This window comes from Nocardia sp. NPDC050406 (genome assembly GCF_044459025.1).
GTDB lineage: Bacteria > Actinomycetota > Actinomycetes > Mycobacteriales > Mycobacteriaceae > Nocardia.
In genome coordinates, this window is record NZ_JBITIM010000003.1 from 794625 (window position 1) to 809538 (window position 14914).

General features: G+C 69.5%; 9 protein-coding genes. 4 read left to right on the forward strand and 5 right to left on the reverse strand.

The window, feature by feature from the left end:
- Positions 1-107: 107 nt before the first annotated feature.
- Positions 108-860, forward strand: a complete 753-nt coding sequence (locus ACIBH2_RS27045) for a DUF427 domain-containing protein (protein ID WP_397122341.1) — start codon at positions 108-110, stop codon at positions 858-860.
- Here ACIBH2_RS27045 and ACIBH2_RS27050 read toward each other — a convergent pair.
- Genes ACIBH2_RS27050 through ACIBH2_RS27070 form a run of 5 tightly spaced genes read right to left on the reverse strand, consistent with a single transcriptional unit; the run spans position 853 to position 5954 of the window.
- Entirely contained in the window at positions 853-2373 is a 1521-nt protein-coding gene (locus ACIBH2_RS27050; protein WP_397122343.1) for an ABC transporter ATP-binding protein, read from the reverse strand. The genes ACIBH2_RS27045 and ACIBH2_RS27050 overlap by 8 nt on opposite strands.
- Positions 2367-2498, reverse strand: a complete 132-nt coding sequence (locus ACIBH2_RS27055) for a hypothetical protein (protein WP_397122345.1) — start codon at positions 2496-2498, stop codon at positions 2367-2369. The genes ACIBH2_RS27050 and ACIBH2_RS27055 overlap by 7 nt, the downstream gene beginning before the upstream one ends.
- Before the next feature lie 47 nt (positions 2499-2545).
- Positions 2546-3355, reverse strand: coding sequence for an ABC transporter permease (locus tag ACIBH2_RS27060; RefSeq protein WP_397122347.1), 810 nt, complete (start codon positions 3353-3355; stop codon positions 2546-2548).
- Entirely contained in the window at positions 3352-4425 is a 1074-nt protein-coding gene (locus tag ACIBH2_RS27065) for an ABC transporter permease (RefSeq protein ID WP_397122349.1), read from the reverse strand. The genes ACIBH2_RS27060 and ACIBH2_RS27065 overlap by 4 nt, the downstream gene beginning before the upstream one ends.
- On the reverse strand, positions 4410-5954 hold the full coding sequence (locus ACIBH2_RS27070; protein WP_397122351.1) for an ABC transporter substrate-binding protein: 1545 nt from the start codon (positions 5952-5954) through the stop codon (positions 4410-4412). The genes ACIBH2_RS27065 and ACIBH2_RS27070 overlap by 16 nt, the downstream gene beginning before the upstream one ends.
- 124 nt (positions 5955-6078) lie before the next feature.
- On the opposite strand from ACIBH2_RS27070, the gene ACIBH2_RS27075 reads away from it, so the two are divergent.
- The 3 genes from ACIBH2_RS27075 to ACIBH2_RS27085 all read left to right on the forward strand — a co-directional run bounded on the left by ACIBH2_RS27075 (position 6079) and on the right by ACIBH2_RS27085 (position 14910).
- Positions 6079-6489 carry a cupin domain-containing protein gene (locus ACIBH2_RS27075; RefSeq protein ID WP_397122353.1) on the forward strand — a complete coding sequence of 137 codons (411 nt, stop codon included), beginning with the start codon at positions 6079-6081 and terminating at the stop codon, positions 6487-6489.
- A gap of 122 nt (positions 6490-6611) precedes the next feature.
- Complete coding sequence (locus ACIBH2_RS27080; RefSeq protein WP_397122355.1) at positions 6612-10394, forward strand: LysM peptidoglycan-binding domain-containing protein; 3783 nt, start codon at positions 6612-6614, stop codon at positions 10392-10394.
- A 7-nt stretch (positions 10395-10401) separates the two neighbouring features.
- Positions 10402-14910 (forward strand): hypothetical protein, encoded by a 4509-nt coding sequence (locus ACIBH2_RS27085; RefSeq protein ID WP_397122357.1) that lies wholly within the window; start codon positions 10402-10404, stop codon positions 14908-14910.
- Positions 14911-14914 lie beyond the last annotated feature (4 nt).

The following is a 14914-nucleotide window of genomic DNA, read 5'->3' on the forward strand; positions in this document are numbered from 1 at the left end:
GGTCATGCGACCAAAACCCGAGGTGTGATGCGGATCGCCGCCGCACCGGGCCGGTAGCGAATTGCGTTCCGCCACTGCGATCTTGCTCCGGGCGTACCGTCGAGAGGATGAGCGAGACGAATCCGGGCAAGGTCCGGGTCGAACCGTGTGCCAAGCGCGTGCGGACCTATCTCGGCGGCTATCTGGTCGCCGACACCATCCGCCCCGTGCTGGTCTGGGAGCACCCGTACTACCCCACCTACTACCTGCCCGCCGACGATCTGGTGGCCAAACTCGAACCCTCCGGCGATGCCCGCGGCTCCACCCAGCTCGGCGACGGCACCCAGTTCGATGTGCTGGTCGACAATGCGACGGCCTTCGGCGCGGCGCTGCGCTATCTGGACTCGCCGGTCGAGGAGCTGCGCGACCTGGTGCGATTGGATTTCGATTCCATGGACGCCTGGTTCGAGGAGGACGAACCCATCTACGTCCACCCGCGCGATCCCTACAGCCGCGTGGATATCCTCGCCAGCTCCCGCCACATTCGCGTGGATATCGGCGGGACCACCGTCGCGGACTCCCGCAACTCCCGCATCCTCTTCGAAACCGGTTTGCCGCCACGGTATTACCTGCCCATGACCGATGTGCGCATGGAGCTGCTGCGCCGATCCGAGACCGAGTCGCAGTGCCCGTACAAGGGCACCGCCTCCTATTGGCATGTCCAGATCGGCGAGAACGAATACCCCGACATCGTGTGGGGCTACCCGACGCCGCTGCCGGAGAGCCAGAAGGTCGCCGGACTGGTGTGCTTCTACAACGAGAAGGTCGATATCTGGGTGGACGGGCAGCTGCTCCCCCGCCCGAAGAGCCCGTTCAGCTGACCCGCAGCAGCGCGCGCGTGGTCTCGTGCGCCGGTGCGGCGAAAACGCTTGCGGTACTGCCCGATTCCACCACCCGGCCCGCGTCCAGCACGGCCACGGTATCGGTGCGGTCGGCGATGAGCGGCAGGTCGTGCGCGATCAGCACCAGCGCCAGCCGGTGGCTCTCACGCAATCCGGCCAGCAGCTCCATGATGGCCGCGGCGGTGCGGGCGTCCAGCGCCGAGGTGACCTCGTCGCAGATCAGCACATCCGGCTCGGCGGCCAGGGCGCGGGCGATGGCGACGCGCTGGCGCTGCCCACCGGACAGTTCGTGCGGATAGCGCCGCGCGAACTCGGGGGCGAGTTCGACCTGGCGGAGCAGTTCGGCCACACGGTCCGACATCTCCCCGCTGTCGCAGCGCCGGTGCAGCCGCAGCGGACGGCCCAGCGTCGCGCCCACGCTGCGGCTCGGATTCAGCGCGCCGAGCGGGCATTGCGGGACGAGTTGGATGCGGCGGCGCTCGTCGCGGCTGCGACGCCGCAGATCCGCGCGCAACGGCAGACCGCCGAGGGTGACGGTGCCGCCGCCGGGCGGATGCAGGCCGACCACGGCGCGGGCCAGACTCGTCTTGCCCGAACCGGACGGGCCGACAATGCCCGCGGCCGAACCGGCGGCCACCGCGAGGTCCACATCGCGCAGCACCTGCTGGCCGCCCTTCACGAACGAGACCTGCAAACCACGCACCACCAGCAGCGGATCCGCTTGTCCCGCAGGAGCTTCACCGGCAGGCGCGGTCCGCGTGGGAATCGAGCGGACCGAGGCCATCCCGACCCGCGACCCCGCCGCCGTCCGCACGGCGTTGTCGAGGCGGACCACCTCGTCGGCGATGCGGTCGACGAGTTCGGCGTCGTGGCAGGCGAATACGACGGCCAAGCCGCGCTGGCGCGCCAATTCGCGCAGCAGGTCCCCGATCTCGTCGCGCAGCTGGGGATGGAGTCCGGCGGTGGGCTCGTCCAGGAGCAGCAGGTCCGGTTGGCGGGCGAGAGCGCGGGCGAGGGCCAGGCGGCGCTGCTGCCCACCGGACAGCGCACCGGGACGCCGGGCGGTGAAGCGCGTGTCGGCGGGAAGTCGTACTTCGGTGAGCGATGCGGCGACAGAATGCCCGTCGACGGCGAGTTCCCGGACCAGCGAGCGCACCCGCATGCGCGGATTCAGCGCCGAACCTGGATCCTGGCCCACGAAAGCGATGCGCGTGCGGCGCAATTCACGCAGTGCGCGCTCGTCCAGGGCGAAGACGTCGTGGCCGAGCACCTCCACGCGGCCGCCGGTGCGCGAGGTGCCCGCGGGCAGCAGACCGGTCAGCGCCCGCAGCAGGGTCGTCTTGCCCACGCCGGACGGTCCGGTCAAGGCGACGAGCCGCCCCGGGTCCGCCGCGAAACCGGCCCCGCCGAGAATGGCCCGACCGTCCTCGGTCGAGACCGCGAGATCCACCACCCGCACCACCGGCGCACCGGCGGGGGCGGGCATCACCATCGGCGCACCGCGTCTCTGCCGTCCTGGATGGCCTGCACCACATCGGCCAGACCGGGCCGTTCGGTGCCGCCCTCGGTCTCCTCGGTGGCGGGCAGCGCGGCGACCCGATGGATGGGTTCGGTCATCGCCTCTTCCGCGGAGTAGGCACGTCGCTTGGGTAGTCGTGCGGAATTCATCGCAGGCTCACCGCCTTTCGTCCGACCTGCGGTGCGAGGGCCGCGGCGGCTAGGTTCACGGTCATGGCGAGGAGGCCGATGAGCAAGCTCGGGGCGACCACCGCCCAGGGATTCAGGAGTATCCCGGGGCCATTCTCGCGAATCATGAGCGCCCAGTCAGCGGCCGGGGGTTGCGGACCGATCTGAAGGAAGCCCGCCGTCGCCACGAGATAGACCGCGGCGACGAAGCGCAGGCCGAACAGCGCCAGCAGCACCGCCCGCAGATTGGGCAGCACCTCGCGAAAGACCAGATGCCACAGGTGTTCCCCACCGGCGGCCGCGGCCTCCACATAGCCTGAGGTCGCCACCGGTGCGGCGGCGCTGGCCACCAGGCGCACCGCGTACGGGACACCCAGCACCACGGCCGCCACGATGATGGCGAGCCGTCCGCCTCCCGGCCAGGACAGGGCGATGAGCAGCAGGCCGAGTACGGCGGGCAGCAGGATCAGCAGGTCGGCGGTGCGGTCGACCAGGCGGCCGACGGCCGGGCGCAGAGCACCGACCGCGCCGAGCACCGCCGCGGCGGCGGTGACGATCGCGGCCGTGAGCAGCGCCGAGACGACCAGTTCGCGCCCGCCCGCGAGCAGTCGGCTGAGCACGTCGCGGCCGAGCTGATCGCCGCCGAGCGGAGCCGCGCCGCCGGGCTCGGCATACGGTCCCGTCACCGGGACGTCGATGGGATGCGGTGCCAGCCACGGGCCGATGAGGGCCGCGACGATGAGCGCCACGGCGGGCAGCACGCGCAGTACGGGCCGGATTCTGTTCATCGCCGTCCTCCGGACATGGCGTCGCGGACCAGATCGGCGATCAGCAGCATGACGGTGATGACCACTCCGGCGAGCGCCGTCACCCCGGCGATGAGCGGGGTATCGCGGTCGGCCACGGCGGAGGCGAGCACCGAGCCGACACCCGGATAGTTGAAGACCGTCTCGACCACGACCGCACCGCCGAGCAGTATGCCGGTGGAGGTGGCCAGACCCGTGACGATGGCGGGCAGCGCGCCGGGCAGCACATGGCGCAGCAGAATGCGGTGCGGCGGGAGACCATCCAGTACGGCGGCCTCGACATGCGGTTCCCGGGCCTCGTCGGCGAGGGCCGCGCGCACGATGCGCACATTCCACCCCGCCTGCGGGATGGTGAGCGCCAGCACCGGCAGGATGAGCATGTCCCAGCTGGCCGGGCCGCCGTCGGCACCGGCGAGGGTGACCGCGGGCAGCCATCCGGCCCAGAGCGAGAGCACCGCCACCAAGGCGACGGCCACCACGAATTCCGGCAGGGCGAGGACGGCCGTCGCACTGCCGGAGATGGCCCGGTCCAGTGTGCTGTCCGGCCGCAGCGCCGCCCAACAGCCCAGTGCGAGTGCGATGGTCGCGGTCAGCAGGAGGGCGAGACCGCCCAGCAGCAGGGTGTTGGGGAACGGTCCGGCCACCAGTTCGCGCACCGGCACACCGCGAGCCGACATACCGAGATCGCCGGTCGGCAATCCGGTGAGCCAGTCCCAACACCGTTGCAGGACCGGACGATCCAGCCCGAGCAGCGCCCGCCGTTGAGCCAGATCGGCGGCGCTCTCACCGCGTTCGGAGGTGGCGCTGGCGGCATCACCGGGCAGCAGGTCGACGGTGACGAAGACCAGTACCAGCAGCAGGACAAGCAGCAGAGCGCGTTTCACCAGCAGCGCGGCAATGCGTCCCGCTGTCCGCAGTGGCCGATACTTCGACACGGGCGGCGGCGCGGGCTCTTTCGAGTCCGCACCGACGTGCCCGGCCTCGGCCGAACTCGCCTGCCGGACCGGCACTTCCGGTTCGGTGGCGAGGTCGGGGGTCAGCGGCTCAGCCATGCGCCTTCGAGTTGCACCCTTCCGTATCCGGGCAGCTTGGGCAGACCTTGGACGGCGGTGCCCGCCAGATCGATACCGTCGGCCATACCCCACAGCAGGTAGCCGGAGCGGTCGTACTCGATGCGCTGGAGTTTGCGCAGCAGTTCGGTGCGGGCGGCGGGGTCGGCGGTCGCGACGGCGGTCTTGTAGGTGGCGTCGAATTCGGGGTCGCGCCAACCGGCTTCGTTCTGGCCGCTGTCGGAGACCATGGTCTTACTGGCGAAGAAGAGCACCGAATCGTTGGTGCCCCAGTACGTCGTGTAGAGCTCGCCCTTCAACCAGGTGTCGTCCCAGAAGGCCCCCGACTCCTGTTTGACCACCTCGATCTTCACCCCGGCGTCGCGCACCTGGGTGGCGAACAGCGTCGCCGATTCGGCCAGTCCGGCGATGTCCTCGGTGGTGTGCAGCCTGTAGGTCTTGCCGGTGTCGAACTTGGCCTGCGCGAGCAGATCCTTGGCCTTGGCGAGATCCCTTGTCCGCTGCGGGATATCGCGCGCGTACTCCGGATCGCCCGTGCCGAGAATGTCATTGCCTACGGTGCCGTAGCCGGACAGCACCTGCGTGACCATGGCCTCGCGGTCCACCGCCAGCCGCAGCGCCTCACGCACCCGCGCATCGGCGAAGGGGCTGCCCTCGGCGGTGCGCATGACGATGGGCATGGCCATATCGTCGGACCGCCGCACAATGCGAATATCCTTGCGGCCCTGCGCGGTCCGCGCCGCCACCGCACCCACGTTCGAGGCCAGATCGATCTGTCCGGAGAGCAGCGCCGTGGCCATGGCCTGCGGGCTCTCGAAGATGCTCACCTCGATGGCGTCGAGATACACCTCGCCGCCGTACCAGTCATCGTTGCGCACCAGGCGGGCATTGCCGCCGCGGAACCAGTCCAGCTTGAACGGGCCGGTGCCGGGCGCGTTCTCGATATCGGTGGTGCCGTCGGGCACCACGAAGGTGGTGAGCCGAGTCAGTTGCGGCAGTTCGGCATTCGGATAGTCGGAGACCAGGACGACGGTGTTCGGCCCGTCGGCGGTGATGCCCTCCGGTCGGATACCCGGCAGCCGCGACGCGCCCGAGGGCGTATTGCGCAGTCGCCGTAGCGAATACACCACATCGGCCGAGGTGACCGGCCGCCCGTCATGGAATTTCGCACCCGGCGCGATGGTGAAGCGCCAGGTCCGCAGATCCTCCGAGCCCTGCCACGCGCTCGCCAAACGCGGTGCGGTGATGGTCTTCTCACCCGGCACCGTGAGCGTGTCGTAGCGCAGGCTCAGAATCAGGTAGTCGCTCTCGTTGGCCTGCGTCCCGTGCGGATCGCGGGTGATCGCCCCCGGCCGCCCCAGCGCGCCCACGCGCAGCGTTCCGCCCTTGCGCGGCGGCCCCGCATCCTCCCCCGGCCCGGTCCCGGTGTCGTTACCCCCGCACGCGGCCAACAGTAGGGCAAGCCCAATCCCGCCACCGGCCTGGAACAGCTGGCGTCTCGACCAATCCACGTCGTCCTCGTTTCGGTGGTACAACTTCGATTAGGTTTGCCTACCCTTTTTGCAGGCCAGGCACAAGTCCACGCCAATAACGTTCGGACGGCGGTGCGGCACGGACATGGCTAGATTGGGTCCAATGAGCGAGGACCGCCCGCCACTGGCCGCCGAATTGGACCTGCTTCCCCATCCCGAGGGCGGCTGGTTCCGAGAAACCTGGCGCAGCGCCGTGGAATTCACCCCCGAGGGCTACCCCGGCCCGCGCGCCGCGGCGACCGCGATCTACTTCCTGCTGCTGCCCGGCGAGAAATCCGCACCCCATACCGTCGCCTCCGACGAACTGTGGCTGTGGCATGGCGGCGGCCCGCTCCTACTGAATATCGGCGGCGAGGAGATCGTGCTCGGCCCCGATATCGCGCGCGGACAACGCCCCCAGGCGATAGTGCCCGGCGGGGTGAGCCAGGCCGCGCGTCCGGCGGGGAACGACCATGTCCTCGTGAGTTGCGTCGTGGCCCCCGGCTTCGATTTCGCCGACTTCCGCATGGACTAGCCCCGCACCCTCGGACGCGAGTAGTAGCAACACCTCTGACCAGCGGTGTTGCACGGAATCTGAAAAACTCGGGTAGTGCGCTACTCGTTTGCCGGTAGCGAATCGCTATTAGTTTTCCGTATATGTCCAGCGTGTACACCGTCGTATCCGGCGACACTTTGTCGGAAATCGCACTTCGCTTCTATGGCGACGGCTCGTTGTTCCCGATCCTCGCGGCGGCCAACGGCATTCAGAATCCGGATCTGATCTTCCCGGGGCAGGTCCTGCGTATCCCGGATATCTCCACCGGTCCGCGATTGCCCGCGGTGTACGTGGTGGTCGAAGGCGACACGCTGTTCGATATCGCGGCGCGGTTCTACGGTGACGGCAACAAATTCCCGATCATCGCCGCCGCCAATGGCATCGCGAACCCGGATCTCATCCACCCCGGCCAGATTCTCACCATTCCGGCACTGCCCGGCGAGCAGCCCCCGCCGCCGCCACCGGGGCCGATCTCGTTCCGGATCCTGCGCCCGCCGGATCTGGTGGACCTGCACTGCACCTCCAAGGGCTGCCGACTCGAGCACGCGCCCAACGAGGTGTTCCACACCGTGGTCGAAGGCGACACCCTGTTCGACCTCGCCGCCCACTTCTTCGGCGACGGCAACCGGTGGCCCGAGATCGCCGCCGCAAACCACCTGCCCAACCCCGATCTGATCCTGCCCGGCGAAGTGCTGCTGATACCGGGCCTCGGCGGACCCGCCGGACCGCCGAAACTGGTTGCGGTCGACGAGAATTCACATCTGGTGGTCCGGTTCGGCAGCCAGCACCTGTTCGAATTCGCGACCCCCACCGAGGGCAACCCGCCACCGCAGCCACCACCGGCGGACGTGCCTGTGCCGACACTGGCCGCGGGCGAATCCCGGGTGGTGTTCGCGATCGCGCCCGGCGCCGAGATCGAATTCACCGCCACCGGTGTGCTCGCGGCGCTGCGGACGCTGCGCCTGCGAGTCGCGCCACTCGCACTCCCCCGGCTGGGCGAGGGCGAGGTTCTCCCACCGGAACTCGCGGTGGCGCCGACGCGGCCCGCCGACGACGTGACCGCCATCGAGGCTCCGTTCCGATTGATCGTCTCCCCCAGCAGCCGGGGCGCGTTCACCCACGAGACCGTGGTCTCGGCCGCGCCGGACGACGCCGCCCGCGTGGAGCTCTGGCACACCCGGCTGGCGGTCCGCACGCAGGTCGACGGGGTGGATGTCGTCGACGAATCCAATGCCGACCAGCGCATCGTGCGCGCACTGTGGACCCGCGACGACGACAGTCCGGCCCCGCCCGGGCCGGGGTTCCTGGGCTCGCTCGAACCCGGGGAGCGGCGCGCGATCGTCCGTCAGAGCGCCGACCAGACCATCATGTCGCCGGTCGATCCGGCCACCAGGATCGTGCCGAGGCCGCTCGATGTCGACCGCTTCTACCTCAGCGCCGCGGGGGCGTGGATCGACTGGCGGGCCGAATGGAATGAACTCGACTACCGGAACCACCCGCCGAGCCTGCTGGCCTACCGCCATCTCGCCCCGATGGGTCGCGACGCCTACGTGCGCACGGAGAAGCTCGGATTCCTGTTCCCCTTCGGCCATCTCGCGAAATTGGTGAAGGTCACCGAGCGCCGGGTCGGGCCCGAGGCCAAGCCGGTGGCCCGGCTGTTCCAGCGCACCTTCATCGTGCTGCGCGAACCGCACCGCCACTACGTCGGGCGCGATCTGCCGTTCACCGATGTGCTGCTGGAGCCGCAGGTGACGCCGGACCTGAATCCGGTCGCGAATCCGGCGGCGCCCTTCATCCCCGCCAAGGGCACCGAGTCGTTCCGGTGGAAGATCACCGGAATCGACCATGTCGGTGCGCCGTTCGTGGCCACCACGCCCTTGGTCTTCGTCTCGGTCGAGGCGGCGAACCAGGCGAATATCGGCCTCATCGATTCGCTGTGGGACAGCATCGGCCCCCTCGACCTGGGTGGTCAGGACGTGGCCATGGCCCCCTCGGATATTCGAGGCGACACCACGATCCGCGTTCAGGACCTGACGCTCGACGGCATCGTCGATCTCGCGGGCTTCACCAGTACACCGAAGACGCGCCGCGCCGTTGTCGTCCTGCCCGCCCTCGAGGCGGTGAATCGGGGTACCGCGACCAAGGGTGTGAAGTACGTACAAGGGTTCGTGGACAACGGATTCCAGGCCGGTGACAAGGCGCAGGTCTTCCTCGAACTCGAATCCCCGACCACCCTCGGCTTCGCCGACGGATCGGATCGCGGCGGCGGCTTCGTCGAACCGAGCGTCGGCATCCGCTCGGTCTCGCGCACGCTCGGCGCGATCGGCGCGACACCGAGTCCAGCACTGGCACAAGGTAATTTCGATCCGGCCCAGTTCCTTCAGGGCGTGACGCCGAAATTGTTCGGCATGTTCTCGCTGCTGGAGATCCTGGAGACGGCCACGCTCGGCGAGGCCCCCAAGCTGATCGGCGAACAGCTCGGCTTCCTCGCCGGACTCGACCGCGATTTCGCGCGTTTGAAAGAAGCTCTGGCGCAAGCGATCACAACCCTGGACCACGATATCGCGCATGCGGCGCACGCTGGTTCGGCGACGGTCAGCACGGCGCTGCGCGGTGATATCGCCACCGCCCTGGCCGGATTGGCGGCCGGGCCCGGGGATGTGATCGCACTGCTCACGCAGGTCGCCGCGGGACAGGACGTCGACTTCGGGCCGAAGCTGGCCGAGTTGCGCAACGCGCTCGGCGGCCTCGCCGCCGTCCGCGCCAACAACGCACTGCCGACCTCGATTCGGTCCGCGATCGACAAACGGCTCACCGCCATCGACGTGGCGCTCGCCATCGCGGGCGGCGACCTCCAGGCGCTGCGCAAGACGCTCGCCGCGGCCTTCGCCTCGTCCACGATCCGCTACGAATGGCGGCCGCCGCTCAAGCCCTGGAAGGACGTCTTCCTCCCGGCGCGTGACGGTCTCAGCATCGCGGTCGAGATTCGGATGGCCGACAACGGCGCACCGCACAGCGATGTGACCGCGCAATTGCGCTCCTTCGCGCTACAACTCATGCCGGGTGAGCCGCTCATGCGACTCCAGTTCTCCCGCATGGGATTCCGGGTGGGCACCGGCCGCAAGGCCGAGGTCGAGGTGGTGTTCGACAAGCTCGAATTCCTCGGCATCCTCGGATTCGTCGACAAGCTGCGGGAGCTGATCCCGTTCGACGGTTTCGCCGATCCGCCCTACGTCGACATCTCGCCCCAGGGGGCGACGGCGGGATTCACCCTCGCGCTGCCCAGTGTGGCCGTGGGCGTCTTCAGCCTGGAGAACATCGCGCTCTCCGCCGACTGCCGCGTGCCGTTCCTCGGCGAGGTGGTGACCGTCGGATTCGGGTTCTGCGCCAAGGAAGCGCCGTTCCGACTGACGGTCATGGCCATCGGCGGTGGCGGCTGGGTGGCGCTGCGACTGTCCCCGGCGAAACTGGTCATGCTCGAGGTCGGGTTGGAGGCCGGGGCCTGCCTGTCGGTCAATCTCGGCGTCGCGTCCGGATCGGTCTCGGTCATGGTCGGGGTGTACATGCGCCTCGAGGACGACAAGGGCCAGCTCACCGGCTACTTCCGTATTCGCGGCGAAATGGATGTGCTGGGCCTGGTTTCGGCCTCCATCACCCTCGAACTGGCGCTGACCTACCACTTCGACACCGGAAAGCTGGTGGGCCGCGCCAGCATTCAGGTCGAGATCGAGGTGCTGTTCTTCTCCGCCTCGGTCGAGGTCTCCTGCGAGCGTCAGCTGGCGGGGTCCAAGGGCGACCCCACGCTGAAGATGATCATGCCCCCGACCGCTGGCGGCGAGGACATGTGGAACAAGTATTTCGCGGCTTTCGCTATCGGAGGGTGACAAAGCCATGGCCACAACACAATTGACCGAAACGGTACTGCCGTTCTCGGTCGCCGCCACGGCACCGTTTCACGTATCGGTCCTCATCACGCACCGGCTCGACGGCGGCGGCAGTCTGTCGGACTACCCGGCCATGGCCGACTGGGTCTCCTCGCTGCGCTCCGCGTCGTTCGCCCTGCGGGTCGACTCGCGACCCGATCCCATTCCGTGTCGGGCGCTGTTGAACGGGCTCGCGGACACATCCACCTGGCAGCTCGCGTTTCCGGGCGAGACGACCGTGCGGGAATTCCCCAAACCGACTGTCGCCGAGAAGGATTGGAATACGCTGCCCGCCGCCCGCACCCCCGAGCACGCCCTGGACGCGCATTACGCGTCCGTATTCTCCTCGCCGCTGGTCGCTCCGGGCGTCACCGACAACGCGCTGGCTCGCGCGGTGCTCGATTTCGCCAAGGGTATTCCGAATCCGGTGTTCGACGAGGACGGCAATCGACGGCCGTTCGACACGCTGATCGGCGGTTTCGACCGCTACCGGGCACTGCGCGACCGGCATCGGGCCGCCGAGCGCGCACAGGTCTTCACCGACGCGCAGGCCAGCCTCGAACCCGCGACGGTAGCCGAACCGTCGACACCCGAGCCCGGCGGCCCGGCGGTGGCCTTCGCCGCCGAGACCGGGCGGCCCGCGTCACCCGTCGAAACCCTCGCCCGGTTCCGCGGCGTGGACGCCGCGATGACCAGCACCCTCGACGAGGCGGTCGCCGCATCCACCCTGCCCGAGGACCCGACGGCGCTCATGCTGCGCGACGCCCACGCGACGGCCAAGTACTACAACCGGCCCGAGGCCCAGCAGCCCGCGCCCCACCCCGAGCAGCCCGAGGACGGCAAGCAGGAGCCGCGACCGCCGCGCCAGCATCCGGATTTCCATCAGCTCGCCGGATCCTGCGGCAGCACACCGGCGTTGGCGCGCCGCCTCGGCTTCATCGTCGATCTCGTCGTCGAGGATCTGGAGGCGCTGAAGGCGGCCACCAAGATCTGGTGCGATATCACCGTGGTCGGGGTGCGGCGGCTGCTGTCCCCGCAGACCCGGTGCCATACGTCCGGCGATCTGTTCCTCGCGACCCCGGAGACCGATCGCTGGGTCGACGGGCGGCTCGCGCTCGGACTGCCGCAGCGCTACCGGGTCATGGATCTGGATCCGGATGCCGCCGGGCTCAAACTGGAACAGCATCTGCGCGGGGCGATTCGCGCCTATGCCACCGAATTGAACGGCGACGCCACGACATTCGCGCCCGCCGCGCTGCGCGCCACCGGATTCACCATCGCGGAGATCGACCGCCGCGACGCCGTCCGGGCGCGGGTGGCCCAAGCACAGCAGCGGGAGCCGGTCGCCGATACCGGTGCGCCGGGCCAGAATCGGCTCGAGCTGGGTTACGAATCGCTGGTGCGCGGACTGCGGCTGGAGGTGTGGGACGACGTCACCGCCGTGTGGCACAGCGTGCACGAGCGCACGGTCTCGGCGCACGTCGACGGCTCCGAGGTGCTCGCCGCCACGGCCGATCCGGGATATCTCCAGAATGCTCCGCTCAGCCGCGTGCCCGGCAACGAGAACAACCCCTACTACCTGCACGAGGTCATCGCGGGCTGGGACGGTTGGAGCCTGTCCGCGCCGCGGCCCGGGCGGATCATCGACCACAACTACGAGACCGGCCACGCGGAGGTGGTGGACGGCGCGGACGCCGATCCCGGCGGCCTGACCGTGCGTACCGAGGCGGTGCCCGGCTCGCTGCCCGCCCTGCGGTACGGGCGGCGCTACTCGTTCCGGGTGGTCGGCGTCGATCTGGCTGGCAACAGCGTGCCGCACGGCATGAATCCCGCTGCCGCCGTGGAGCAGCCGGGTCTCGACGCCGCCGAGGCGCACGTACGGGAGCTGCGCGCCGAGGCCGCGGCGCGCGACGAGCGGGGGCTGCTGGAGCAGGTCCGGACACAGCGGGCGGCGGGAGCGGCTCCCGGCCAGGTCGGCGGATTCGCCGGGCGCGTACTCGATTCGACCGCGGCGGTCCTGCGCGCGGCCGACGCGTTGAAAACCCGCCCGCAGTGGGAGGTCGACGCCGCGACACTGGCCAAGCTCTTCGCCGATACCGGGGATCCGAATACCGTCAGCACGCCGCGGCCGTATCTGCGCTGGGGTCCGGTGACACCGCCGACGGTGGTGCCGCGCCGCGCCTACGGCATCGGCGAGTCGTTGCTGCACCTGGTGCTGCACACCGGCGTCGAGAATCCCGACACCACCATCGAGCGGCATCTGCTGCCACCGCAGACCAGTCAGCACGAGGCCGAGCACGCGGGGATGTTCGATCGGCTCATGCGCTCGGGCGATCCGGCCGACCGTCGCCGGGCCTACGCCATCGCGCTCAAGGAGCGAGGCAACCTGTACCACACCAGCATTCAGGATCTCGACGATCCGAACGGGTCGCTACCGCAGCCCGGGGTACGGCTGGTGAGCAATCCGGCGGGCAATCCGGCCACCGCGGTGACGTTGGAGCAGTTGCAGGAGACCGACGGGGCGGCCTCGGAGGAGCAGCAGGGCGAGGGACAGTACGTCGTGCACGAGGTGGACGACCTGATGCTGCCGTATCTGCCCGACCCGATGGCGGCGGGGGTGACGCTCGTCTTCTATCAGGCCGGTCGCGACCATCACCTGGCCAACGCGAAAATCCTGCAGGCCGTGACGATTCCGTACACCGGTGACTGGCCGCTGGTCCACGGGCTGCGGCTGGTCCTGCACGACGCGCCCGCCTTGCAGGCGCGTCAGGACGGCGCGGTGATCCGCGTCGGATTGCCCGCCGGGGAGCAGGTGGCCGTGGCGGTCTCCTCGAGTCTGGTGGACGCGCGGCTGGATCAGCTCGGGCTGTGGCGGTTCTTCGCGGTGCACGATCCGAAGGTGTCCGCCGAGGATCGCGCGGTCCTGCGCCGGGCAGCACGCGACGGGTGGCTGTGGTGGCTGACGCCGGGGCACGATCTGCGGCTGGTGAATGCCGTTGTGCGCCCGGTTGTTCCGCCCTCGCTGACCAGTCTGCGGGCACAGCCGCGGGTGTCGGGCGCGGTCGCGGCCGAACTCGTGGGTGTCGCGCGGGTGCACGGGGCCAGTACCGAACGCGTGGAGTTGCACGCCGAATGGTCCGATCCCGTGGACGATCCCGCCGCCTCGGCACCGGGGCGCGTGACCCGGCGCGAGATCGTCACGCGGTTCGCGGTCACCGAGGACGAAACCGATTCGCTGCTCACCGCGCACCCGGATGCCGGGGCGTTCGCCGCGGAGACGGTCGAGGTGCCGCAGCGGCCCGCGGTGCATGTCCTGCCGGACACCCGCTACCGGCGGGTCTCCTACCGATTCCGGGGGACCTCGCGCTACCGCGAATTCTTCACGCCCGAACAGCTTCCGACGCCCGAGGATCCGGCCTCGTTCGGGGCCGTGCGCGAGGTCGAGCACCTCAATTGCGCGAAGCCGCCGATCCCGGGCGTGCGTGATGTCATCCCGATGTTCCTGTGGAGCGAGGAGTCCGAGCCGGAGCATCCCTTCGCGATCCGGCGCACTCGACGCGGGGGTGTGCGGATCTGGTTGGAGCGGGGCTGGGATGCCAGCGGGGACGACGAACTGCTGGCGGTGTTCACCGCCGACAGCCTGTCGGCGGCGAGTGACAATCCGGCGAAAGTCAGTGTGTGGGGGCGGGATCCGGCGTTCGTGGGCACGACGCCGGAGCTCGCGACCGATCTCGCGATCGCGCCGTATTGGGAGCAGCGCGCACTCCAGCTCGATGTCACGCCGCCGGAGCGCGCGGGGCAGCCTCGGGGACATGTGGCGGTGTCCACCGTCGGTCGAAAGAGCCTGCGCGCCTACACCTATCGGCCCGAATTCCATGCGGGGCGCGGGCTGTGGTTCGTCGATGTCGTCTTCGATGCCGCCGATGTGGCCTGGCCGTTCCTGCGGCTGGCGGTGGCGCGGTATCAGCCGAAATCCATCCCCGGACACGAGTTCTCGCCCACCATCACCACCGATTTCGTGCAATTGATGCCGGACCGGGTCAGCACGGTGAGCCGTCCGGAGGCGGGCGCGGTACGCGTCACCACCAGCGGCACATACGGATTCAATCGCCTGGCGATCACGGCCGAGGGCCAGCTCGAGCAGGATCCGACGGCGCATCGGGCCTGGCTCGCCGCCACCCGCAAGGTCGTCGCGACGCTACAGACCAAGCCGTCCGGGAATAGCGGCGATCTCGAATGGACCGCCGTCGGTCAGGTCGAATGCGCTGTCGAGGGCGTCGACGCCGAGCGGTTCGGGGCCACCTGGAGCGGGCTGCTGCCGCTCGACCCCGCGCTCACCCTGGCCACGCCCGGAACCAGCACCGAGACCCGGGTGCTCATCGAGGAGTACGAACTGCTCCCCGCCGATCCACCGCCCGGCACGCAGAACGCCGGAACGGTGAGCCGACTGGTGTATGCGGATCACCTGCGGCTCTGACAGC